Here is a 22,173-nt window from a genome sequence, read left to right on the forward strand (position 1 = left end):
CTAGCCGGAGATTGCCGGGTTGGCGAGGTCGACATCGCCGGTGCGGACGGTGACGAGCCGGCCGTCGGCAAGGCGGAGCCGCAACGCCCCGTCGGGGTCGAGCCCGTCGAAGCTGCCCTCGACCATCTCGTCCGGCCCCTGATGCACCGCCAGCGGCGTGCCGCGCGGGTGGGCGCGCTCTTCCCAGCTGCGGGTCAGCGCGGCAGGCTCGCTCATCCGCCACGCGCCGAGTAGCCGGTCGAACGCCGCGGCGAGCAGCGGCGCGAACGCTTGCGGAGTCACCCCGCGATGCGCCAGCGACGCCGTCTCCCGCCCCGGCACCTCGGGCGCGACCGCCAGATTGACTCCGAAGCCGGCGATCACCCTTTCGCCGCTTCGCTCGAGCAGGATTCCCGCCAGCTTGCCCCGGCGCAGCATCACATCATTGGGCCATTTGAGGCTGATCGGCTCGCCCGGCGCGGCGGCGTCGATCGCATCGGCCAGCGCCAGGCCGGCGACTAGCGCCAGCGTCGGCGCCGGGGGGTCGGAGCCACGCAGCGCGACCACCGTCGAGCCGAAGAAATTGCCGTCGAGGCTCGTCCACGCCCGCCCCTGCCGCCCGCGCCCGCCGGTCTGCGCCCGCGCGATCAGCCACTCGCCCTCGGCCGCGGCGGGGTCGGCAAGCAGGTCGGCGTTGGTCGATCCGGTCCGCTCGACGAACCTCAGGCGGCTCAAAACAGCGACGCCGCCGCATTGTTGGCGAGCCGCCCGAGCGGCCCGGCGAGCACATAGCCAAGCGGGCTGACGATGATCGCGGCGAGCACGATCAGCACACTTTCGACCGGCGCCCGCACCCGCGCATAGGGCTCGCCCGGCGCGTCGAAATACATCAGCTTGACGATCTTGATGTAATAATACGCGCCGATCACGGTGCCGACGATGCCGGCCACCGCGAGCGCGATCAGCCCGGCATCGACCGCCGCCTGGAACACCAGATATTTCGGCCAGAAGCCGAACAACGGCGGAATGCCGGCCAGGCTGAACATGAACATCGCCAGCCCCAGCGCGAGCCACGGCCGCGTCTGCGACAGGCCCTTCAAACTATCGAGGCTTTCGACCGGCCCGCTGTAGGTCCGCATCCGAAGCACGATCAGGAACGCGCCCAGCGTCATGACGACATAGATCGCCATGTAGAACAGCACCAACGCCGCGCCGCCGATCCCGCCCGCGGCAAGGCCGATCAGCGCGAAGCCGACATTGTTGATCGACGAATAGGCCAGCAGCCGCTTGATATTGGTCTGGCCGTAGGCGGCGATGGCGCCGAGCGCGATCGAGGCCAGCGCCGCGACGATCACGATCTGCCGCCACGCCTCGATCGCCGGCCCCATCGCGTCGAGGCTGAGCCGGGTGGCGAGCAGTACGCCGGCGACCTTCGGCGCCGAGGCGAAGAAGGCGGTGACCGGCGTCGGCGCGCCTTCGTAGACATCCGGCGTCCACATGTGGAACGGCACCGCGCTGATCTTGAACGCGATCCCGGCCATCACGAACACCAGCCCGAACAGCAGGCCAAGCGTCGGCGGCTCGGAGCGCTCGAAGGCCGCGGCAATTCCGTCGAACTGGGTCGTGCCCGTGAAGCCGTAGAGCAGCGAGATGCCGTACAGCAGGATCCCGCTGGCGAGCGCGCCGAGCACGAAATATTTCAGCCCCGCCTCGGACGAGCGGTCGTCGGTCCGGCGGTACGAGGCGAGCACATAGCTCGACAGGCTGGTGAGCTCGAGACCGACGTAGAGCGTCATCGTGCTCGTCGCGGCGACCATCACCGCCATGCCGATTGCGCTCAGTAGGATCAGCACCGGATATTCGGCGCCATGCTCGAAGTCGCGTTCGAACCAGCCGTGCGCGGCGACGATCGCGATCGCCGCGGCGAGGAAGATCGTGACCTTGCCGAAACCGGCAAAGCCGTCGCCCGCGATTAGCCCGCCGAACAGCGGCCCGGCCTCCATCGGCGCCCCGAACGTCGCCACGCTCGCGCCGATCAGCAGCACGACCGAGGCCCAGCTGGTCAGCCCGGCCGAGCGGCGTCCGCCCCAGGCGGCGACCATCATCAGCACCAAGGCGCCGACGACGAGGATGATTTCGGGCAAGAGCGCTTCGAACTGCATCAGTGCGCCTCTCCGGCGGCCGGCGCGTGGTGCGCGTCGGCCTTGGCGGCGGACGGCTTGCCCGCGGTCGGCCGGCTGTCACCGGCCGGCTTGGCTCGCTCGATCCTTTCGAGCAGGCGGCCGACGTCGGCCCGCATCGGCTTCATGAAGCTCTCCGGATAGACCCCCATCCAGATCACCGCCGCGGCGAGCGGCGCAAGCAGCGCCCATTCGCGCTTGGAAAGATCCGGCATCGCCGCCGCATCCGCCCCGCGCGCCGCGCCGAAGCAGACCTGCCAGTACAGCCACAGCATGTAGGCCGCGCCGAGGATGATCCCGGTCGTCGCCACCACCGCCGCCCAGGTCGACACCTGGTACGTGCCCATCAACGCCAGGAACTCGCCCGGGAAGTTGCTCAGTCCGGGAAGGCCCACGCTCGCCATGGTGAACAGCATGAACAGAGCGGCGAACGCGGGCATGTTGTTCGACAGCCCGCCGTAGCGCGCGATTTCGCGGGTGTGCAGCCGGTCGTAGACCACGCCGACGCACAGGAAGAGCGCGCCCGACACCAGCCCGTGCCCGAGCATCACCATCAGCGCGCCCTCGATCCCCTGGCGGTTGAAGGCGAACAGGCCGAACGTCACGAACGCCATGTGCGCGACCGAAGAATAAGCGATCAGCTTTTTCATGTCGGCCTGCGCCAGCGCGACCAGCGAGGTGTAGACCACCGCGATCCCGCTGAGGATGAACACCAGCCCGACGAGTTCGGCCGACGCCTCCGGGAACATCGGCAGCGAGAAGCGGACGAAACCGTAACCGCCCATTTTCAGCAGCACGCCGGCCAGGATCACCGAGCCCGCGGTCGGCGCCTGGACGTGCGCATCGGGCAGCCAGGTGTGGACCGGCCACATCGGCATCTTGACCGCGAAGCTGGCGAAGAACGCCAGCCACAACCACGTCTGCAGCCCGGGGTCGAAGTCGTACGCCATCAGCTCGGGGATCGAGGCGGTGCCGGCGGTCTTGATCATCACCACCATCGCGATCAGCATCAGCACCGATCCGAACAGCGTGTAGAGGAAGAATTTGTACGCCGCCTTGATCCGCTCGGCGCCGCCCCAGATGCCGATGATGAGGTACATCGGGATGAGGCCGCCCTCGAAAAAGATGTAGAACAGCAGCAGATCCTGGGCCGCGAACACGCCGATCATCAGCGCCTCCATCGCCAGGAACGACGCCATATATTCGGGCACCCGCCGGTCGATCGCGCGCCACGACGCGCCGATGCAGATCGGCATCAGGAATACGCTCAGCACGATCAGCATCAATGCGATGCCGTCGATCCCGAGCGCCCAGGCGATCGGCCCGCCGATCGAGGCGTATTCGACGAACTGCCATTGCGGCCCGGCCGGGTCGAACGCCGCCCACAGCGCAATGCCGAGCGCCAGATTGACCAGCGTCGCAATCAACGCCGTCCACCGCGCGCCATCGGCCTTGAGCGCGAGGCACAGCAGCGCGGCGACAAGCGGCACGAAGATCAGGATCGACAGGATAGGCAAGCCGCTCATTCGGCAGCCCACCAAAATGCCCAGGACGCCGCGGCGATCAGCCCGAGCAGCATGATCAGCGCATAGTTCGTCACATAGCCCGACTGCAGCCGCGCGGTAAGCCTGTTGCCGAAGCCCACCGCATGCGCCGCGCCGTGCGGGCCGAAGCGGTCGATCGTCTCCTCGTCGCCACGCTTCCACAGGAAGCGGCCGAGCCACAGCGACGGGCGCACGAACAGGAAATCGTAGAGCTCGTCGAAATACCATTTGTTCATCAGGAAGCGGTGCAGCCCGGGGAAGGTCGCGACGAACGCCGCGGGTGCGCCCGGTCGGCGGATGTAGTTGCGCCAGGCGATTGCCAAGCCGACCAGCATGACCGCACCCGGGGTCAGCTTGACCCACAACGGCACTTCGTGCGCGGCGTGGACCAGATGCTCGTTGTGGACCAGGCTCCCGGCCCAGAAAGCGGCGCCCTCCTCGGTCCCGAAGAACGGGTAATAGAAGGCAAAGCCGGCGAACACCGCGCCGATGCTCAGCAGCACCAGCGGGATCAGCATCGACCAGGGGCTCTCGTGCGGATGATAGCCGGCGGTGCCCTCGGGCGGCAGGCCGGTGCCGTGGCCGCTGTCGCCATGCTCTTCGTCGGGTGCCTCGTGATCGCCGTGCACCGCATGCTGGATATGCTCGCTGGCCGCCCAGCGCGCCTTGCCGAAGAAGGTGAGGAAGATCAGCCGCCACGAATAGAAGCTGGTCAGCAGCGCCGCCAGCGCGCCGAGGAAGAAGGCGATGTTGCCGTGCACCGTCCCGCTGGCGAACGCGCTCTCGAGGATCGCGTCCTTGGAATAGAAGCCGGCGAACCCGAACACGCCGATGATGCCGACCCCGGTGATCGCCAGCGTACCGATGACCATCGTCCAGAAGGTCAGCGGGATCTCGCGCCGCAGCGCGCCGTAATAGCGCATGTCCTGCTCGTGGTGCATCGCGTGGATCACCGATCCCGCGCCGAGGAACAGCAAAGCCTTGAAGAAGGCGTGGGTGAACAGATGGAACATCGCCGCGCCGTACGCGCCGACTCCGGCGGCGAAGAACATGTAGCCGAGCTGCGAGCAGGTCGAATAAGCGATCACCCGCTTGATGTCGTTCTGCACCGTGCCGACCGTCGCGGCAAAGATCGCGGTCGCCGCGCCGACATAGGTGACGACGGTGAGTGCGTCGGGCGCGGCCTCGAACATCGGCGACAGGCGGCACACCATGAACACGCCGGCGGTGACCATCGTCGCGGCGTGGATCAGCGCCGACACCGGGGTCGGGCCTTCCATCGCGTCGGGCAGCCAGGTGTGAAGCCCCAATTGCGCCGACTTGCCCATCGCCCCGACGAACAGCAGCAGGCAGAGCAAAGTCATGGTGTCGACCCGCATTCCGGCAAAGCCGATGGTCGATCCGGCCATGCCCGGCGCGGCGGCGAGAATTTCGGGGATCGACACCGTGCCGAACACCAGGAAGGTGCCGAAGATACCGAGCGAGAAGCCGAAATCGCCGACCCGGTTGACGACGAACGCCTTGAGCGCGGCCGCGTTGGCGCTCGGCTTGTGATACCAGAAGCCGATCAGCAGGTAGGAGGCCAGGCCGACGCCCTCCCAGCCGAAGAACATCTGCACCAGGCTGTCGGCGGTCACCAGCATCAGCATCGCGAAGGTGAACAGCGAGAGATAGGCGAAGAAGCGCGGCTGACTCTTGTCCTCCGCCATATAGCCCCAGCTGTAGAGGTGGACGAGGCTCGACACGCTCGTCACCACCACCAGCATCACCGCCGTCAGCGTATCGACCCGAAGCGCCCAGTCGACGTTGAGCGCGCCGCTCTCGATGAACTTCAGGACCGGCACGACCTGCGCCTCGGCGCTGCCGTTGAGATACGACAGGAACACCGGCCAGCTGAGCGCGCAGGCGGCGAACAGCGCGCCGGTCGTGACGACCTTGGCCGCCGTATTGCCGATCACCCGCCCGAACAGGCCGGCAATGATCGCCGCGACGAGCGGCAGGAAGCAGATGAGAACGATCGGGTGCATCTGCCTAGCCCCGCATCCGGTCGGCGTCGTCGACCGCGATCGAGCCGCGGCGGCGGAAGAAGATGACGAGGATGGCGAGCCCGATCGCCGCCTCGGCCGCGGCAACGGTCAGGACGAACATCGCGAACACCTGGCCGGTGATGTCGCCGAGAAAGGCGCTGAACGCGACCAGATTGATGTTCACGGCGAGCAGGATCAGCTCGATCGCCATCAGCATCAGGATGATGTTGCGGCGATTGAGGAAAATCCCGAGCACGCCGATCGTAAACAGGATCGCGGCCACCGTAAGGTAATGCGACAGGCCGATCACAGCGTCATCCCCTCGCCCACGCCCGGCTGCATGTTGCGGGTCGCGTCCTGGGGACGGCGGGCGATCTGGCGGCTGATGTTCTGGCCGCGATTGTCGCCGCGGCTGCGGTGGGTCAGCACGATCGCGCCGATCATCGCCACCAGCAGGATCAGCCCGGCAAGCTCGAACGGCAGCAGGAATCGGCTGTACAGCGCCTCGCCGAGCACTTCGATATTGGGCTGCGCGCTGGCGACGGGCTTGTTGCCGATCAGCGGCCCGGAGTCGCGCGCATTGGCGGCGATGGCGATCTCGGCCAGCAGCACCAGCGCGATCATCAACCCGAACGGCAGGTTGCGCGAGAAGCCCGAGCGCAGCGTGGCGAAGTCGATGTTGAGCATCATCACCACGAACAGAAACAGCACGGCGACCGCGCCGACATAGACGATCACCAGCAGCATCGCGATGAACTCGGCGCCGACCAGCAGCATCAGCCCGGCGGCGTTGAAGAACGCCACGATCAGCCACAGCACGCTGTGCACCGGGTTGCGCGCGAAGATGACCAGGATCGCGGACGCGATGGTCATACCGGCGAACAGATAGAAGGCGATGAGGGCGATCATGAAGTTGCGGCGCGCCTACCGATACGCCGCGTCGGCGGCAAGGTTGGCGGCGATGGCGCTTTCCCAGCGGTCGCCATTGTCGAGCAATTTGGCCTTGTCGTAGAGCAATTCCTCGCGCGTTTCGGTCGCGAACTCGAGGTTCGGCCCCTCGACGATCGCATCCACCGGGCAGGCCTCGGCGCACAGCCCGCAATAGATGCACTTGACCATATCGATGTCGTAGCGCGTCGTCCGCCGGCTGCCGTCCTCGCGCGGCTCGGCCTCGATCGTGATCGCCTGCGCCGGGCAGATCGCCTCGCACAGCTTGCACGCGATGCACCGCTCCTCGCCGTTCGGATAACGCCGAAGCGCATGCTCGCCGCGGAAGCGGGGCGACTGCGGCACCTTCTCGTACGGGTAATTGATCGTCGCCTTGGGCTTGAAGAAATACCTCAGCGTCAGCGCGTGCGCCCGCACGAACTCCCACAAAGTGAAGGCCTTGATGGTACGCGCGATCACCACGGCAATCCTTCATTCTTGACCATCAGCCAGCCCGAGATGAGCGTGACGAACAGCAGGCTGAGCGGCAGGAACACCTTCCACCCCAGCCGCATCAGCTGGTCGTAGCGGTACCTCGGCACGGTCGCCTTGACCCAGCCGAAGATGAAGAAGAACAGGCACATCTTGCCAATCAGCCAGATCCAGCCCGGGATATCGAACCAGGGGATGAGATCGACGTTCATCGGCGGCAGGAACCCGCCCCAGAATAGGATGGCGTTGAGCGCGCACATCAGGATGACGTTGGCATATTCGCCGAGCCAGAACAGCGCGAAGCTCATGCTCGAATATTCGGTCTGGTGCCCGGCGACCAGTTCGCTCTCCGCCTCGACCAGGTCGAACGGGGTGCGGAACGTCTCGGCCATCGAGCTGATCAGGAACACCACTGCCATCGGGAACAGCAACGGATTGAACCCGAAGCCGTTGAACAGCCCGAGCCCGTGGCCGAGCTGCGCCATGACGATGCCGGTGAGGTTAAACGTTCCCGCGTAGAGCACGACGCAGATCAGCACGAAGCCGATGCTGACCTCATAGCTGACCATCTGCGCCGCGGCGCGGATCGCCGAGAAGAACGGATATTTGGAGTTGGACGCCCACCCCGCGAGGATCACGCCATAAACCCCGAGGCTCGACGCCGCGAGGATGTAGAGCAAGCCCACATTGATGTCGGTCAGCACCACGCCGAGGTCGAACGGCACTACCGCCCACACGATCAGCGCGGTGGTGAAGGTGATGATCGGCGCCAGGATGAACAGCCCCTTGTTGGCGCTGGTCGGGACGATGGTTTCCTTGAGGAACACCTTCAGCCCGTCGGCGAAGCTCTGCAGCAGCCCCCACGGCCCGACCACGTTCGGCCCGCGGCGGAGCGCGATCGCAGCCCAGATCTTGCGCTCGGCATAGATCACCATCGCCACCGCCAGCATCAGCGGAAGCGAGATCAGCAGGATCCCGGCGACCGTTGCCAGCAGCCACGACCATTCATAGGTCAGCCCCCACGATTGCAGCGCCGCCGTCACTCCGCCGCCTCCAGGAATTCCACCCCGTGCACCAGCTCCTCCGAGCAGCGGTGCATGGTCGGGCTCGCGCGGCAGATCGCGTTGGTGAGGTAGAAGTCGGCGATCGGGTAAGTGACCGGCCCGCTGGCCTTGGCCTCGAGCTTCGGCGGATCCCAGCCGAAATCGATCACTGCGCCCTCGTCGAGGCCGAGCTCGGGCACCTGAGCCACCATCGCGGCGCGCAATTGGTCGAAGCGGTCGAACGGCAGCGGCCGGCCGATCATGTCGGACAGCGCGCGAAAGATCGTCCAGTCCTCGCGCGCATCGCCCGGCGGGAAGCAGGCCCGCTCGCCGCGCTGCACCCGGCCCTCGATATTGACCCACGTGCCATGCTTCTCGGCATAGGCCGCGCCCGGCAGAACCAAGTCCGCATCTCTGGCCCCGCGGTCGCCGTGGTGGCCGATGTAGACGGTGAACGCGTCGCCGAACGCGCCCTCGGCCAGCTCGTCGGCGCCGAGCAGGATGACCAGCTCCGGCTTGCCCTCGGCGGTGCTCGCGATCCCGCCGCGCTGGGCAAAACCGAGCAGCAGCCCCGCCATCCGCGACGCCGCGGTGTGCACCACATTGAACCCGTTCCAGCCGGGCTTCATGAACCCGCCCGAAGCGGCCAGCGCAGCGCCGAGCCCGCCCGCGGCCAGCGCGCCCGGCCCGACGATCATCACCGGCTGCTTGGCCTCGCCGAGCGCCGCTGGCAGCTTGCCGAGCAACCCCAGATCGTCGCCCAGCCACTCGACCGCATAGCCCAGATCGACCTCGGGCCCGATGCCGAACACCCGCGCGCCGCGCCGAACCGCCTTGCGCACCCGCGTATTCACCAGCGCCGCTTCCCAGCGCAAATTGGTGCCGACCAGCAGCACCGCGTCGGCATTCTCAATCTCGGCGATCGGCGTGTTGAAGCGCACCGCGCCAAGGCTCGTCACGTCATAGTCCAGCCCGGTCTGACGTCCCTCGAGCAGCGCCGATCCGGCCCCCGCCAGCAAGGCCTTTGCCGCATACATCGTCTCGGCATCCACCAAGTCGCCAGCCACCGCCGCGACCTTGGACCCAGCCGACTTGAACCTCTTGGCGAACAGCGCCAGCGCTTCGCCCCAATCGGCCGCGCGCAATTTCCCCTTGTCCCGCACCCACGGCCGGTCGAGCCGCCCACGCACCAGCCCGTCGACGTGGTGGCGGGTCTTGTCGTGCGCCCACTCTTCGTTGACCGCATCGTTGATCCGCGGCAGCGCCCGCATCACCTGGCCCGAGCGCACGTCCATGCGGATATTGGTGCCGACCGCGTCCATCACGTCGACGCCCGGCACCTTCTTCAGCTCCCACGGCCGCGCCTGGAAGCTGTAGGGCCGCGGCAGCAGCGCCCCGACCGGGCACAGATCGACCAGATTGCCCGACAATTCGCTGGTCAGCGCACCTTCCAGATAGGACGTGATCTGCGCGTCCTCGCCGCGGAACAGCATGCCCATCTGCGGGGTGCCCGCGACCTCGTCCGAAAAGCGCACGCAGCGGGTGCACTGGATGCACCGGGTCATCGCCGTCTTGACGATCGGCCCCATATATTTGTCTTCGACCGCGCGCTTGTTCTCGTCAAATCGGCTGCCCGAGCGGCCATAGGCCATCGCCTGGTCCTGCAGATCGCATTCGCCGCCCTGGTCGCAGATCGGGCAGTCGAGCGGGTGGTTGATGAGCAAGAACTCCATCACCCCCTCGCGTGCCTTCTTGACCATCGGCGTGTCGGTGCGGATCGCCTGGCCGTCGGCGGCCGGCAGCGCGCACGACGCCTGCGGCTTGGGCGGCCCCGGCGCGACCTCGACCAGGCACATCCGGCAATTGCCGGCGATGCTCAGCCGCTCGTGATAGCAGAAGCGCGGGATCTCCTTGCCCGCAAGCTCGCACGCCTGCAGCACGGTCGCGCCCTGCGGAACCTCGATCTCGACGCCGTCGACGGTGAGCTTAGGCACAGACAGTTGCCTTCATGTCAGAACCACCCAGCCAAGCAAAAGGGATGCCGCGAAAAGCCCGATGGCAAAAAGCACGATGCCCCATAGCGCGAACCCGAGTTTTGTCGTCGGGACGAGAAAGTGAAGGAAGAAATCGGCTATCACTCCGCCGCCTCCCTGAGCCGGGCGTCGCGCTCGCTCATCCGCCGCTCCAGTTCCGGCCGGAAATGCTTGATCAGCCCCTGGATCGGCCAGGCGGCGGCGTCGCCGAGCGCGCAGATGGTGTGGCCCTCGACCTGCTTGGTGACGTCGTACAATCGGTCGATGGTCGCCGGCTCGGCGTCGCCGGTGCGCAATTTCTCCATCGTCCGCCACATCCAGCCGGTGCCCTCGCGGCACGGCGTGCACTGGCCGCAGCTTTCGTGCTTGTAGAAGTACGATATGCGGCTGATCGCCCGGACGATGTCGGTCGACTTGTCCATCACGATCACCGCCGCCGTGCCGAGCCCCGATCCAAGCGCCTTCAAGCCGTCGAAGTCCATCGGCGCGTCGATGATCTCGGCCGCCGGCACCAGCGGCACGGACGATCCGCCCGGGATCACCGCCAGCAGATTGTCCCACCCGCCGCGAATGCCCCCGGCGTGAAGGTCGATCAGCTCGCGGAAGGAAATCGACATGCTCTCCTCGACCACGCACGGCCGGTTCACATGGCCGCTAATCTGGAACAGCTTGGTGCCTTCGTTCTTCTCGCGCCCGAAGCCGGCGAACCACGCCGCCCCGCGCCGCAATATCGTCGGCACCACCGCGATGCTCTCGACATTGTTGACCGTGGTCGGGCAGCCGTAGAGGCCCGCCCCGGCCGGGAACGGCGGCTTCAATCGCGGCTGGCCCTTCTTGCCCTCCAGGCTTTCGAGCATCGCCGTCTCTTCGCCGCAGATGTAGGCGCCGGCGCCGCGGTGGACGAACAAATCGAAGTCCCAGCCCGATCCGGCGGCATTCTTGCCCAGCAGCCCGGCGGCATAGGCCTCCGCCACCGCTTTCCTCAGCGCCTCGGTCTCGACGATGAATTCGCCGCGCACGTAGATGTAGGCCGCCCGCGCCCGCATCGCGAAGCCGGCGATCAGCGCGCCCTCGATCAATTTGTGCGGGTCGTGGCGCAGGATCTCGCGGTCCTTGCAGCTTCCCGGTTCGCTCTCGTCGGCGTTGATCACCAGGAAGTTCGGCCGCCCCGGAGTCGGCTCCTTGGGCATGAAGCTCCACTTCATGCCGGTCGGGAACCCCGCCCCGCCGCGCCCGCGCAAGCCCGACGCCTTGATCGCCTCGATCACCGCATCCGGCCCGGCCTTCATCAGATCCGCGGTCTTGTCCCAATCCCCACGCGCCTGCGCCCCCTTCAGCCCCGCATCCTGGAAGCCGTAGAGGTTGGTGAAGATGCGGTCCTTGTCGGCCAGCGGCGTGGTCGTGCCCATCAGCCCAGCACCCCCGCGAAATAGAGCGCGCCGAGCACGATCGCGGCAAGCACCGCGAATTTGATCACGCCGGTGACGAACTTGAGCACAAGAAAGCCGAGCACGACGGCGACGAGGATGGCCACGATTTCCATTACAGCGTCGCCCCACCGATCGTCATTGCGAGGCGCGCGGCGCCGCGGCAATCCAGCCTTGCACCGCTGGATTGCTTCGCTTCGCTCGCAATGACGGGAATCGCGTTCATCGTGCGCCCTCCCCCCACATCGGGCGATAATCGTAATTGCGCTCGGCCATCTTCTTCAGCGTCGTCGGCCCGCCCTCCGGGCAGCTGGTCTGCCGCTCGACCTGCGGGCCCGGCTTGACCGGCCGCCCGGCGGCCAGCGCATCGAGCACCGCGCCCATGCTGTCCTCGGTCAGATCCTCGAAATTGTCGTCGTTGATCTGGACCATCGGCGCGTTGGCGCAGGCGCCGAGGCACTCGACCTCGCTCAACGTCCACAAGCCGTCCTCGGTGGTATGGCCCTTGCGCATCCCGCGCTTCTCGCAGGCGGCGAGAACCGCGTCCGACCCGCGCAGCATGCACGGCGTCGTGCCGCACACCTGGACATGGTATTTGCCCACGGGCACGAGGTTGAACATGGTGTAGAAGCTGGCGACTTCCTGAACCGCGATCGGCGCCATGCCGAGCTCGCGCGCGACGAATTCGATCACCGGGATCGGCAGCCAGCCCTGCGTTCCGGTCATTGCCCCCACCTGGCGCTGGGCGAGGTCGAGGAACGGAATCGACGCCGACATCTGCCGCCCCTCGGGATAGCGCGCGACGATCTCCGCCGCCGCCCTGGCGTTGGCCTCGGTCCACGCGAACCCACCCCACTCGGCGCGCAGCTCCGGCGTATCGGGCGCGAAGTAACGCTCGGCCATTAGCGGTCACACTCCCCGAAGACGATATCGGCGGCGCCGAGTACGGCCGTGGTGTCCGCGAGCATGTGGCCCTTCATCATGAAGTCCATCGCCTGGAGGTGGCTGAACGCGGTCGGGCGGATCTTGCAGCGGTAGGGCTTGTTGGTGCCGTCGGCGACCAGATAGACGCCGAATTCGCCCTTCGGGCTCTCGGTCGCGACATACACCTCGCCGGCGGGCACGTGATAGCCCTCGGTGTAGAGCTTGAAGTGGTGGATCAGCGCTTCCATCGACGCCTTCATCTCGGCGCGCGGCGGCGGGAAGACCTTGCGGTCGCCGGTCGCGATCGGACCCATCGGCATGTCTCTCAGGCACTGGCGCATGATGCGCGCGGACTGGCGGACTTCCTCAACCCGGACCATGAACCGGTCGTAGCAGTCGCCCTTCGTGCCGACCGGGATGTCGAATTCGACTTTGTCATAGATTTCATAGGGTTGCGATCGCCTCAGGTCCCACGGCAACCCCGCCGCGCGGATCATCGGCCCGCTGAATCCCCACGCCAGGGCATCGTTTAAGGAAACCGTTCCTATGTCCACATTGCGCTGCTTGAAGATGCGATTGTCGGCGACCAGCGAGATCGCGTCCTCGAACAATTGCATCCTCTTGTCGAGGAAGCTCGCCATGTCGGCCAGCACCCGCTCGGGGATGTCCTGGTGCACCCCGCCGACGCGGAAGTAGTTGGCGTGCATCCTCGCGCCGGACACCGCCTCATAGAGCTGCATCGTGTCTTCGCGCACCTCGAACAGCCACAGGTTCGGAGTCATCGCCCCGACGTCCATAACGTGGCTGCCGAGATTGAGCATGTGGTTCGAAATGCGGGTCAGCTCCGCCATCAGCACGCGGATGTACTGGGCGCGCTGCGGGATCTCGAGGCCGAGCAATTTCTCGACCGCCAGCACATAGCTGTGCTCCATGCACATCGGCGAGCAGTAATCGAGGCGGTCGAAGTAGGGCAGCGCCTGGGCATAGGTGCGATATTCGATCAACTTCTCGGTGCCGCGGTGAAGCAGGCCGATGTGCGGATCGACCCGCTCGACGATCTCACCGTCGAGCTCCATGATCAGCCGCAGCACGCCGTGCGCCGCCGGATGCTGGGGCCCGAAGTTGATCGTGTAGTTACTGACCGTCTGGTCGCCAGCGGTCGGCTTGTCGCCCTGCTGCGGAGCGCCGATCATCAGGTCGAGGGTCTGGGTCATGCGCCCCTCCCCGGCTTGGGTTCATCCTCGGAGGTCGTCCGGCCACCAGCGTTGCCGGCCTTGCGGGTCGCCGGCTTGCGCGCCTGCCGGGTCGCTTCGGCATCGGCCGGCTTGCCCGCGCCGGTCTCGGCAGGAGCGTCGGTCGTCTTGGGCGTCGGCGGCGGCGACGCGGAGGGCGGCGGCGGGCTGGCAGGCGCCGGCGCAGGGGTCGGAGCGCCTGGCGCCTGGCCGGCCTTCTCGTCGCCCGGCAGCTGATATTCGGCTCCCTGCCATGGCATCAGGAAATCCCAGTTGCGGAAGTCCTGAGGCAGCCGCACCGGCTCGTACACCACCCGCTTCTCGGCTTCGGAATAGCGCAGCTCGACGAAACCGGTCTGCGGGAAGTCCTTGCGGAGCGGATGGCCCTCAAACCCGTAGTCGGTCAGGATCCGGCGCAAGTCCGGATTGCCGACGAAGGCCACGCCGTACATGTCAAAGACCTCGCGCTCGAGCCAGCCGGCGACCGGCCATAGCGCTGTGACGCTCGGAACCGGGGTCGCCTCGTCGGTCCGCACATGGACTCGGACGCGATGATTGTGGGTCACCGACAGCAGGCAGTAGACGACCTCGAAGCGCTCCGGCCGTTCGGGGTAGTCGACCCCGGCGATCTCCATCAGCTGCTGGTAGCCATGCTCGTCGCGCAGGCTGCGCAGGGTCTCGACCAGCGCGTCACGCTCGATATCGAAGGCGGTTTCCAGCCCGTCGCGCACACGCGCCGAGCCGAGCGCGGCGAGCGTCGGCGGAGCTTCGGCATATCGGGGGGCGCTGCTCGGGCTCACCGCTCGATCGTCCCCTCGCGGCGGATTTTCCGCTGCAGCTGCATGATCCCGTAAAGCAGCGCCTCGGCGGTCGGCGGGCAGCCGGGAACGTAGATATCGACCGGCACGATCCGGTCGCAGCCGCGCACGACCGAGTAACTGTAATGATAGTAACCGCCGCCATTGGCGCAGCTACCCATCGAGATGACGTATTTGGGCTCGCTCATCTGGTCGTAGACCTTGCGCAGTGCCGGGGCCATCTTGTTGCACAGCGTGCCGGCAACGATCATTACGTCGCTCTGGCGCGGCGAGGCGCGCGGAGCCACTCCAAAGCGTTCGAGGTCGTAGCGCGGCATGTTGACGTGAATCATCTCGACCGCGCAGCAGGCGAGGCCAAAGGTCATCCACCACAGCGAGCCGGTCCGCGCCCAGTGGACAAGGTCCTCGACGCTGGCGACGGCGAAGCCCTTCTCGTCGAGCTCGCGGCGCATCGCTTCCAGCCGCTGGCGCTCCTCCATTGAAATCGGCTCCGGCGGCGCGTCGCGCAGCGGGCTAATCTGGACGGTCGGATCGAGCAGTCCGGGGGTGTCGCTCACTCCCATTCGAGTGCCCCCTTCTTCCACGCATAAGCCAGGCCAAGGCCGAGCTCAGCGAGGAACACCATCATCGCCGCCCAGCCGACCCAGCCGGTCTCGTCAAGCGTCACCGCCCACGGGAACAGGAAGGCCGCTTCGAGGTCGAACACGATGAACAGGATGGCCACGAGGTAGAAGCGCACGTCGAACTGCGCCCGGCTGTCCTCAAACGCCGGGAAGCCGCATTCATATTCGCTCAGCTTTTCGGCGGTCGGGTTTTGCGCCCCGGTAAGGCGCGACACCAGCATCGGCAGGAACACAAACCCCGCCGACAGCGCGAGCGCAATGCCGAGGAACAGCAGGATCGGCAGATATCCGGCGGCGACGTCGGCCAAGGGGAAGGCTCCAGCGGGACTAGCGAGACTGGCGGCTCTCTAGGACGCACGCCCCGAGGGGGCAAGCACGAGAGACGCGAAAATCATGGAAAATCAGGACTGGCGAAGCGCCCCGGCAAGCCGTTTGTGAAGCTTGCTGTGGAGGTCGCCATTGGCGGCAAGATACTGGCGGCGCTCGAAGCTCTGATCGGCGCCGCGATAATCGGTTACGAACCCACCGGCTTCCTTGACCAGCAGGACGCCGGCGGCGGTATCCCAAACGTCGAGATCGTCCTCCCAAAAACCGTCGAAGCGACCCGCCGCAACCCAGGCGAGGTCGAGCGCGGCCGAGCCCATGCGGCGGACTCCGCACACTTCCGGGGCGATTGCCGCGTAGATCCGGCTCCAGCTGCCGACATCGCCGCGGCCGTTGTGGGGCAGGCCCGTCGCGATCAGCGCCTCGTCGAGGAAGCGGCGCGACGACACGCGTAGGCGCCGGTCCTGGAGCCATGCGCCACGGCCCTTCTCCGCCCAAAAGCTTTCGTCTGTCACCGGCTGGTATACCAGGCCGTGGCTGATCTCCGGCTTGGAGCCTGGGCGCCGATCCTCCACCGCGATCGAGATCGCGAAATGCGGAACGCCGTGCAGGAAATTGGTGGTTCCGTCGATCGGATCGACGATCCACCGCGGTTTGTCGGGATTGCCCTCGATCTCGCCCGATTCCTCGGTCAGCAGCCCCCAGTCGGGGCGCGCGTTGCGAAGCTCGTCGATGAGCGTCGCTTCCACGCGCTTGTCGGCCATCGATACGAAGTCGGCCGGGCCCTTCCTGGAGACCTGAAGCTGCTCGACCTCACCGAAGTCGCGCCTAAGCCGCGGCGCCGCTTTGCGCGCAGCCCGCTGCATCACGGTAATCAGGCCGGAGTGAGAGACCATCAGTCCGCCCGGCGGACGTAGGTCTGTTCGTAGACGTCGACGACGATCTTTGTACCGGCGCTAATATGCGGCGGAACCATGACGCGCACGCCGTTGTCGAGGATCGCCGGCTTGTAGCTCGAGCTGGCGGTCTGGCCTTTCACCACCGCGTCGGCCTCGACGATCGTGGCTTCGACCGTATCGGGCAGCTGGACGCTGATCGGCTTTTCGTCGTGGAGTTCCATGACCACGTCCATGCCGTCCTGTAGGAAGGCGGCAGCGTCCCCGAGCGTGTCGCGCGGAAGCGTGATCTGCTCGTAGGTTTCCTTGTCCATGAAGGTCAGGTCCGAGCCGTCGGCGAACAGGAACTGGAAATCCTTGGTGTCCAGCCGCACGCGCTCGACCGTTTCGGCGCTGCGGAAGCGGACGTTGGTCTTGCGGCCGTCGATGAGGTTCTTCATCTCGACCTGCATGTAGGCGCCGCCCTTGCCCGGCTGGGTATGCTGGATCTTCACCGCGCGCCAGATGCCGCCTTCATATTCGATGATGTTGCCGGGACGAATGTCCACGCCGCTGATCTTCATTGGGAAAGCCCTAGGATGTCACGAAAGTGCGCGCCGACTAGCGGCTGACCGCCTTCCCGGCAAGCAGCGGATAGGGATTGATCGGGCTGCCCTCGTGCCACGCCTCGCCGGGCGCCATGCGATGGATTGCGAAGTGAAGGTGCGGCCCGGCCGGGTTGGCGTTGCCAGTGTAGCCGACAAAGCCGATCGGTGCTCCGCGCTCGATCTTCTGCCCCTCGGCGAGGCCGGGCGCGTAGCGCTGGAGATGGGCATAGTAATAGATCCACTGTCCGTCGGGGGAGCGGACGTAGGCCGTGATCCCGCCGCCGCCCTTCGAGTTGAACAGCTTCTCGACGGTCCCGGCGGCCGCCGCGACCACCGGCGTACCCTCCGCGGCCATGATATCGATTGCGTCATGGACGCGGGCGCCGCCGGCACGAGCCTGCGTGAAGGTGTCGACCAGTTCCTGGGCCGATACCCCCGCTACCGGAATGGCCAAGCCCGAGGGGCCGACGACGACACCCTCCGCCACCGTGACGTTGCCTGCGCCGGCCTCGACCCTCCCCTTGTCGCCGGCCGGTGCGACTCGTCCGTCCGTCGCACCCGGCGCGGTCCGGATATTGTAGAAGAAAATCCAGAAGGCGCTGACCAGCACCGCCGTGACGGTGACCGCGCCGATCGTCCTCATGCCCCCTCCCCGTCTCAGATCATGCCTGGAAGATCGCCGTGAATCCCGGCTTCAGCATCCGCGACAACCGTAGCACATCCCAATTGGTCATCCGAATGCAGCCCGACGATTCGGCGCGGCCGATGGTCTGCGGCTCGTTGGTGCCGTGGATCCCGTAATGCTCCTTGGTGAGGTCAAGCCAGGCGACGCCGACCGGGCCATTGGGACCCGGCGGAAGATCGAGTTCCTGGTCGCTCTTGGGGTTGTTGAGGATTTCCGGCTGATATTTGAATGGCGGCAGGAAGGCGTAGGTCGTCGCTTTCCAGCGCCCGATCGGGAGCGGATATTTGGCCGAGCCCATGGTGACCGGGAAGGCGGCCACGAGCTTGCTCGCGCCCTTGCCCTGATTATCGCTGGACGCGCGCTTCCCGCCTTCCGACGGGACTTCACCGCTATAGACCTTCAGCACGCCGTCGCTCTTGTCGACTACGACGTAATCGCCCTGCGGCTGGTTCGGGTCGATGTTCAGCACCCGCATGACATTCGCGCCATTGCCCTGGACGCCCGAATAATCGCCGCCGCTCACCGCGACGTTGGGGAGGCGCAACATCTGGCCGACGCCGATCCTCTTGTCGCCGCCGTTGAGCGCGACGATCGTGTCCGGGGTGGTATGGTAGCGCTCGGCCAGCCGCTCGAGCATGTTGCGATAGGCGAGGAAGTCGAGCTCGGCCTGCGCCTCCGGCTGCTCGGGGAACGGGTAGACGAACTTGCCGCCGACATCGTCGGGCGTCAGCTTGACCATCACGGTCGAGGGACGGCTGGCCTCGAGCAGGGCTCGGCGCGTCTCGGGATCGAGCTCGCCGCTGACCTTCAGCCCGCGCGATTCCTGGAAGCTGCGCAGCGCCAAGCGGAAGCTCTCGCCCTTTTTCCCGTCGATCACGCCGGGAGAGAAGCCGTGCGCGCTCATCAGCACCTGGGCATGAAACAGCGTCCCGTCGATCGGCGATCCGGGCGTTCCAGGCGGCACCCATGCTCCCTGCTCGGGCTTGGCCGGAAACGTCGGAACAGGCTGCCCGGCCTGCTGGGCGACTGCCGCAGCCCCTAGCAAAGCAGTTCCAGCCAAGAGCGAACGCCACATGGTGCTGATCACAAGCCACTCCGATTCTCGTTGTTGTTCGGGCTCAACGATGCATCGGGCGGTCGGTTTCACCGGCGAACGGCTTGCCTTCCCTGGAGCTTTTGGCCAATCAGCCGCGATGTCCGACACCAAGTACACACGCGCTGCCCCCTTGCTCGAAGCGGAGATCGATGACGAGATCGTCGGTCTGGACAGAGAGCAGGGCAAGGTGTTCGGCTTCAACGGCGTGGCGAGTGAAGTGTGGCGATTGCTCGCTCAGCCGCAATCGCTCGCGCAGCTGTGCGCGCGGCTCCAAGAGACATACTCGGTCGATGCCGCGCAATGCGAGGAGGACGTGACCGGCCTCATCGAGCAATTGTCCGACATGGGGCTCGTCCGACGGGTGGAGGGCTGACCGCGGGTCGTCACGGTAAACACTTGTTAAACCGTGGGTCACGCCGTATCGACGCCGCACACTGTTTTGGAGCGTAAAGATGACTAAGAAGGATTGGCGCAAGCCGGAAGTCCGCGAAATCCAGGCCGGCTCAGCCGAGGCGGGGAAGAGCCCCGCCAATGACTCCAGCCCGGGCGTCAACGACGGCTCCTAGAAGCGCCACACGCCAAACAGTCGGTTACCTAGCCGGTGGCGCTGACGGCAATCGCTGGCTTCGTCGGCCCGCGCCTCGGGGATTACGGTCCGGAATCGCGTTGCGCCGCAGCAACTCGTGGGCTGCGTACGTTCGGAGCCGTATGCACCAGTCGCGAACTTGAAGATGCATCGTTTGGCTCTGCGGGGCCGCCGACCGGCGGCAACGGATCGCTCGCAGTTGCTGATGGCGCAGGACTGCTCGTCGCGCTTGACGGACGAATTGACAATCTTGGCGAAGTGCAGCGCTCGATCGGGATTGAGGGATCGGCGTCCGCATCCGTCACTCTAGCGCGAGCGTGGCTCAACTATCGCGACGAGCTGCTCGACCGGCTGGTCGGCGAATATGCAATTGCAATCTATGACTCGCGGAAGCGCGAACTTTGGCTGGCGCGCGACCCTTCGGGCTACCGGCCGCTACATTATGCGGGTTTGGGCGGCGGCGTTGGCTTCGCCACTATGCCATCCGGCATCCTCGCGATGGATCGGCGAAGTCCCGACCTGACGCGACTTGCACTCTACGCTTGCGGCGGACCGCTCAAGAGCGAAGACTCCTTCTGGGAAAGCATTTTCCAAGTCCCTTCCGGCAGCGTCATCTGCTTTCAATATGGCAATGCTGAGCGTTCGCGCGATCTGCTTGCGTTTCCGGACAAGGCGGACCTTGACTGGCCAGAGCTGGCCGAGGGACTGCGAAAGCGTATCGATACCGCCGTCGATCGCAGCATCGCGAGCGCAGGACCGCTGGTCGGAGGGCACCTATCGTCCGGTTTCGACAGCAGTGCGATTGTTGCCGTCGCCGCGTCGCGTCTTCGGCCTGACCAGCGCCTGATTGCGTTCACTGCCGCACCGGCAGAGGGTGCGCGGCTGCTGATACCTCGCGGCCGCAACGGCGACGAGTCCGCCCTCGCCTGCCAAACGGCGCGGATGGCAGGGGTGGAACACGTCATCATTCGCTCGCGAGCGAGACTCTTGCCCTCTATTCGCGGCCTGGCACACTACTTCGAACGGCCCGCGCCGGCCCAGTTCAGTTTCCCGTGGTGGCGAGAGATCAGCGACTCGCTTGCGCAGCGCGGAGCACGGGTCGTGCTGACGGCCGGCCAGGGAAACGCCACCATATCCTACGGCGGATTGGGCGCGCTCGGCGAGTACCTTCGCCGAGGCCAACTCCTGTCATGGTACCAGGAAGCGAGGCAAGTCCGCCGGAACGAGCCGGTGCGACGCCGCGGAGTCCTCTTCAATTCTTCCGAGTTCCTGCTGCCTGACGGCATCTCCTCCTGGCTTCTCGACAAAGCAAACGGCATCAATCTGGCCTCCCACAACTTTGTCCGTACTGAGTGGAACAGTGCTGCGCGCGCTTTGGCTTCCGGCCGCCGAGAGGAACTGCCTCCCCGTTTGGCGCTGATTCGCGGGTTCGACGCCGGCATGCGCAATCGTGGCATGTACGCCCTGACCGGTATTGAGGAGCGCGATCCAACGATCGATCGCGAGTTGATGGATTTTGCCTTTTCGATGCCGCCGGAGGCACACCTGCGTGCGGGCCGATACAAGCCTTTGCTTCGGGAGATATTGAAAGAACAGGTCCCAGCGGCGGTGCTCAACAATCGCCTGCGGGGGGCAAGCGGCGCGGACTGGTATGAGCTGATCAATCCGCAGGACTGCCGCGATGCGATTGATGAAATGCGGCAAAGCCCCTCGGCGAGCGAATTGTTCGACTTGCCTGAGATCGAACGCGCGGTCGACAACTGGCCGGAGTTCGACCCCGCCCAAGCAGCGAAACTCGGCGGCTTCGGGCGGCGCATCTCCCGAGCGCTTTCGATCGGCCTGTTCTTGGCGGAGACCGATCGCTATCCGTTAGGCAGGGCGCGCACGTAGGCGAGCACAGCTTCCGCGTGGATATCGAACTGGCGCATGTCGAGCGGGCGCACGAAGAGGCTGAGCGGCACGGATTGCGCGATAGCCACACAAGTCCCAACATGGGCGCTGCTGTCGCCAAGTTCCGTGACCAGTCGTCCGCGATAGGTGTTGGCGGATAGCGCCGCGACCACCGCGCTTCCGGCAAGACGTCTGATCGCGAATTCGGGACCGGCCTCCAGCTCGAACATCGCGCCGAGGGGAAGAGGTGACGCCGGTCGCGACTGGATCGGGATCGGTACGTCGAACTTGCGACGCTCGTCACCTTGTCGGTGAAACGATGGCGAATGCTGCGTAGGGCAGCGCCCGGTCGCCTCGAGGGCATCTTCCCACAGGCGCAGCCGAGGCAGACCAGGATAGGCCACCGGGAGACCGTCTTCGACCCGCACGACGCACACGTCGTCGGCGAGCACCGGGTAGCCGCGATCATGAAACCATGCGGCCAAGGTGGACTTGCCAGCGCCCGAATGTCCCATGAAGGCGATCGCCCTGCCATCGACCTCTACGGCGTTGGCATGGAGCGGCAGGATGCCCCGCTGGTGAAGAGCGGCGCCCATCGCTGAACCAAGGAGAAACAAACGCACATCCGCGTCGTCTGCGCCGACATTCCGCGCGATGAAGATTCTGCACCCATCCCGAACGACGTATCGAGCAACGTCATCGATCTCGAATGAGAAGCCTTCACCGCCGTCGTCGGCAAGCACGATCTCCAGGTCCGGCGGGCCCGCAGGCGAACCGGTGGTTGCTTCAAGCTCCGGCAGCTCAAGTTCGCTGTCGATGGACAAACCAAACAGGCGATAGCGGTGGATGGCCATGTGCTT

Annotated in this window: 23 protein-coding genes; 2 read left to right on the forward strand and 21 right to left on the reverse strand. The window is 66.0% G+C overall.

From position 1 onward, the window contains the following. The 20 genes from D0Z60_RS06000 to D0Z60_RS06090 form a co-directional block, all read right to left on the reverse strand. Positions 1–714: a biotin--[acetyl-CoA-carboxylase] ligase gene (locus tag D0Z60_RS06000; protein WP_240325561.1), complete on the reverse strand. Its 714-nt coding sequence runs from the start codon at positions 712–714 to the stop codon at positions 1–3. Next, positions 711–2,141: an NADH-quinone oxidoreductase subunit NuoN gene (gene nuoN, locus D0Z60_RS06005; RefSeq protein ID WP_118857404.1), complete on the reverse strand. Its 1,431-nt coding sequence runs from the start codon at positions 2,139–2,141 to the stop codon at positions 711–713. Before nuoN ends, D0Z60_RS06000 begins: the two co-directional genes overlap by 4 nt. Further along, entirely contained in the window at positions 2,141–3,685 is a 1,545-nt protein-coding gene (locus tag D0Z60_RS06010) for an NADH-quinone oxidoreductase subunit M (protein WP_118857405.1), read from the reverse strand. The genes nuoN and D0Z60_RS06010 overlap by 1 nt, the downstream gene beginning before the upstream one ends. Beyond that, entirely contained in the window at positions 3,682–5,730 is a 2,049-nt protein-coding gene (nuoL, locus tag D0Z60_RS06015) for an NADH-quinone oxidoreductase subunit L (protein WP_118857406.1), read from the reverse strand. The genes D0Z60_RS06010 and nuoL overlap by 4 nt, the downstream gene beginning before the upstream one ends. Positions 5,731–5,734: 4 nt before the next feature. Next, on the reverse strand, positions 5,735–6,040 hold the full coding sequence (nuoK, locus tag D0Z60_RS06020) for an NADH-quinone oxidoreductase subunit NuoK (protein ID WP_118857407.1): 306 nt from the start codon (positions 6,038–6,040) through the stop codon (positions 5,735–5,737). Further along, a complete protein-coding gene (locus D0Z60_RS06025; protein ID WP_118857408.1) occupies positions 6,037–6,639 on the reverse strand; it encodes an NADH-quinone oxidoreductase subunit J in 603 nt (200 codons plus the stop codon). Before D0Z60_RS06025 ends, nuoK begins: the two co-directional genes overlap by 4 nt. Before the next feature lie 15 nt (positions 6,640–6,654). Further along, on the reverse strand, positions 6,655–7,140 hold the full coding sequence (gene nuoI, locus D0Z60_RS06030; protein ID WP_118857409.1) for an NADH-quinone oxidoreductase subunit NuoI: 486 nt from the start codon (positions 7,138–7,140) through the stop codon (positions 6,655–6,657). After that, positions 7,134–8,192 carry an NADH-quinone oxidoreductase subunit NuoH gene (gene nuoH / locus D0Z60_RS06035; protein WP_118857410.1) on the reverse strand — a complete coding sequence of 353 codons (1,059 nt, stop codon included), beginning with the start codon at positions 8,190–8,192 and terminating at the stop codon, positions 7,134–7,136. Before nuoH ends, nuoI begins: the two co-directional genes overlap by 7 nt. Next, on the reverse strand, positions 8,189–10,186 hold the full coding sequence (gene nuoG, locus D0Z60_RS06040; protein WP_118857411.1) for an NADH-quinone oxidoreductase subunit NuoG: 1,998 nt from the start codon (positions 10,184–10,186) through the stop codon (positions 8,189–8,191). The genes nuoH and nuoG overlap by 4 nt, the downstream gene beginning before the upstream one ends. A gap of 140 nt (positions 10,187–10,326) precedes the next feature. Further along, positions 10,327–11,634, reverse strand: a complete 1,308-nt coding sequence (gene nuoF / locus D0Z60_RS06045) for an NADH-quinone oxidoreductase subunit NuoF (protein ID WP_118857412.1) — start codon at positions 11,632–11,634, stop codon at positions 10,327–10,329. Then, positions 11,634–11,768, reverse strand: a complete 135-nt coding sequence (locus tag D0Z60_RS12005; RefSeq protein ID WP_275896708.1) for a hypothetical protein — start codon at positions 11,766–11,768, stop codon at positions 11,634–11,636. The genes nuoF and D0Z60_RS12005 overlap by 1 nt, the downstream gene beginning before the upstream one ends. A gap of 106 nt (positions 11,769–11,874) precedes the next feature. After that, positions 11,875–12,555 carry a complex I 24 kDa subunit family protein gene (locus tag D0Z60_RS06050; RefSeq protein WP_118857413.1) on the reverse strand — a complete coding sequence of 227 codons (681 nt, stop codon included), beginning with the start codon at positions 12,553–12,555 and terminating at the stop codon, positions 11,875–11,877. Continuing rightward, positions 12,555–13,769, reverse strand: coding sequence for an NADH-quinone oxidoreductase subunit D (locus D0Z60_RS06055; protein WP_118858464.1), 1,215 nt, complete (start codon positions 13,767–13,769; stop codon positions 12,555–12,557). Before D0Z60_RS06055 ends, D0Z60_RS06050 begins: the two co-directional genes overlap by 1 nt. Positions 13,770–13,786: 17 nt before the next feature. Then, a complete protein-coding gene (locus tag D0Z60_RS06060) occupies positions 13,787–14,608 on the reverse strand; it encodes an NADH-quinone oxidoreductase subunit C (protein ID WP_118857414.1) in 822 nt (273 codons plus the stop codon). Then, complete coding sequence (locus D0Z60_RS06065; RefSeq protein WP_118858465.1) at positions 14,605–15,105, reverse strand: NuoB/complex I 20 kDa subunit family protein; 501 nt, start codon at positions 15,103–15,105, stop codon at positions 14,605–14,607. Before D0Z60_RS06065 ends, D0Z60_RS06060 begins: the two co-directional genes overlap by 4 nt. 74 nt (positions 15,106–15,179) lie before the next feature. After that, entirely contained in the window at positions 15,180–15,557 is a 378-nt protein-coding gene (gene ndhC / locus D0Z60_RS06070) for an NADH-quinone oxidoreductase subunit A (RefSeq protein ID WP_118857415.1), read from the reverse strand. A 93-nt stretch (positions 15,558–15,650) separates the two neighbouring features. Beyond that, positions 15,651–16,469 (reverse strand): inositol monophosphatase family protein, encoded by an 819-nt coding sequence (locus D0Z60_RS06075; protein WP_118857416.1) that lies wholly within the window; start codon positions 16,467–16,469, stop codon positions 15,651–15,653. Further along, complete coding sequence (gene efp / locus D0Z60_RS06080) at positions 16,469–17,032, reverse strand: elongation factor P (RefSeq protein WP_118857417.1); 564 nt, start codon at positions 17,030–17,032, stop codon at positions 16,469–16,471. The genes D0Z60_RS06075 and efp overlap by 1 nt, the downstream gene beginning before the upstream one ends. A gap of 37 nt (positions 17,033–17,069) precedes the next feature. Beyond that, positions 17,070–17,699: a M23 family metallopeptidase gene (locus D0Z60_RS06085; protein WP_118857418.1), complete on the reverse strand. Its 630-nt coding sequence runs from the start codon at positions 17,697–17,699 to the stop codon at positions 17,070–17,072. Positions 17,700–17,718: 19 nt separating this feature from the next. After that, a complete protein-coding gene (locus D0Z60_RS06090) occupies positions 17,719–18,705 on the reverse strand; it encodes a L,D-transpeptidase family protein (RefSeq protein WP_240325562.1) in 987 nt (328 codons plus the stop codon). 229 nt (positions 18,706–18,934) lie between these two features. On the opposite strand from D0Z60_RS06090, the gene D0Z60_RS06095 reads away from it, so the two are divergent. After that, positions 18,935–19,210, forward strand: a complete 276-nt coding sequence (locus D0Z60_RS06095) for a PqqD family protein (RefSeq protein WP_162888107.1) — start codon at positions 18,935–18,937, stop codon at positions 19,208–19,210. A gap of 228 nt (positions 19,211–19,438) precedes the next feature. Next, positions 19,439–21,313, forward strand: a complete 1,875-nt coding sequence (locus D0Z60_RS06100) for an asparagine synthase-related protein (RefSeq protein WP_118857421.1) — start codon at positions 19,439–19,441, stop codon at positions 21,311–21,313. On the opposite strand, the gene D0Z60_RS06105 is transcribed toward D0Z60_RS06100, so the two are convergent. After that, positions 21,286–22,167 carry a phosphoenolpyruvate carboxykinase (ATP) gene (locus D0Z60_RS06105; RefSeq protein WP_118857422.1) on the reverse strand — a complete coding sequence of 294 codons (882 nt, stop codon included), beginning with the start codon at positions 22,165–22,167 and terminating at the stop codon, positions 21,286–21,288. The two genes, D0Z60_RS06100 and D0Z60_RS06105, sit on opposite strands and share 28 nt — an antisense overlap. Positions 22,168–22,173 lie beyond the last annotated feature (6 nt).

The organism is Sphingomonas mesophila, assembly GCF_003499275.1.
GTDB classification, from domain to species: Bacteria; Pseudomonadota; Alphaproteobacteria; order Sphingomonadales; family Sphingomonadaceae; genus Sphingomicrobium; species Sphingomicrobium mesophilum.

Bases quoted from the DNA above. Each gene is read 5' to 3' on its own strand.
- nuoN (WP_118857404.1), bottom strand. From the start codon at position 2,141: ATGCAGTTCGAAGCGCTCTTGCCCGAAATCATCCTCGTCGTCGGCGCC.
- D0Z60_RS06010 (WP_118857405.1), bottom strand. From the start codon at position 3,685: ATGAGCGGCTTGCCTATCCTGTCGATCCTGATCTTCGTGCCGCTTGTC.
- nuoL (WP_118857406.1), bottom strand. From the start codon at position 5,730: ATGCACCCGATCGTTCTCATCTGCTTCCTGCCGCTCGTCGCGGCGATC.
- D0Z60_RS06025 (WP_118857408.1), bottom strand. From the start codon at position 6,639: ATGATCGCCCTCATCGCCTTCTATCTGTTCGCCGGTATGACCATCGCG.
- nuoF (WP_118857412.1), bottom strand. From the start codon at position 11,634: ATGGGCACGACCACGCCGCTGGCCGACAAGGACCGCATCTTCACCAAC.
- D0Z60_RS12005 (WP_275896708.1), bottom strand. From the start codon at position 11,768: ATGGAAATCGTGGCCATCCTCGTCGCCGTCGTGCTCGGCTTTCTTGTG.
- D0Z60_RS06050 (WP_118857413.1), bottom strand. From the start codon at position 12,555: ATGGCCGAGCGTTACTTCGCGCCCGATACGCCGGAGCTGCGCGCCGAG.
- D0Z60_RS06055 (WP_118858464.1), bottom strand. From the start codon at position 13,769: ATGATCGGCGCTCCGCAGCAGGGCGACAAGCCGACCGCTGGCGACCAG.
- D0Z60_RS06065 (WP_118858465.1), bottom strand. From the start codon at position 15,105: ATGGAGGAGCGCCAGCGGCTGGAAGCGATGCGCCGCGAGCTCGACGAG.
- D0Z60_RS06075 (WP_118857416.1), bottom strand. From the start codon at position 16,469: ATGGTCTCTCACTCCGGCCTGATTACCGTGATGCAGCGGGCTGCGCGC.
- efp (WP_118857417.1), bottom strand. From the start codon at position 17,032: ATGAAGATCAGCGGCGTGGACATTCGTCCCGGCAACATCATCGAATAT.
- D0Z60_RS06085 (WP_118857418.1), bottom strand. From the start codon at position 17,699: ATGAGGACGATCGGCGCGGTCACCGTCACGGCGGTGCTGGTCAGCGCC.
- D0Z60_RS06095 (WP_162888107.1), top strand. From the start codon at position 18,935: ATGTCCGACACCAAGTACACACGCGCTGCCCCCTTGCTCGAAGCGGAG.
- D0Z60_RS06105 (WP_118857422.1), bottom strand. From the start codon at position 22,167: ATGGCCATCCACCGCTATCGCCTGTTTGGTTTGTCCATCGACAGCGAA.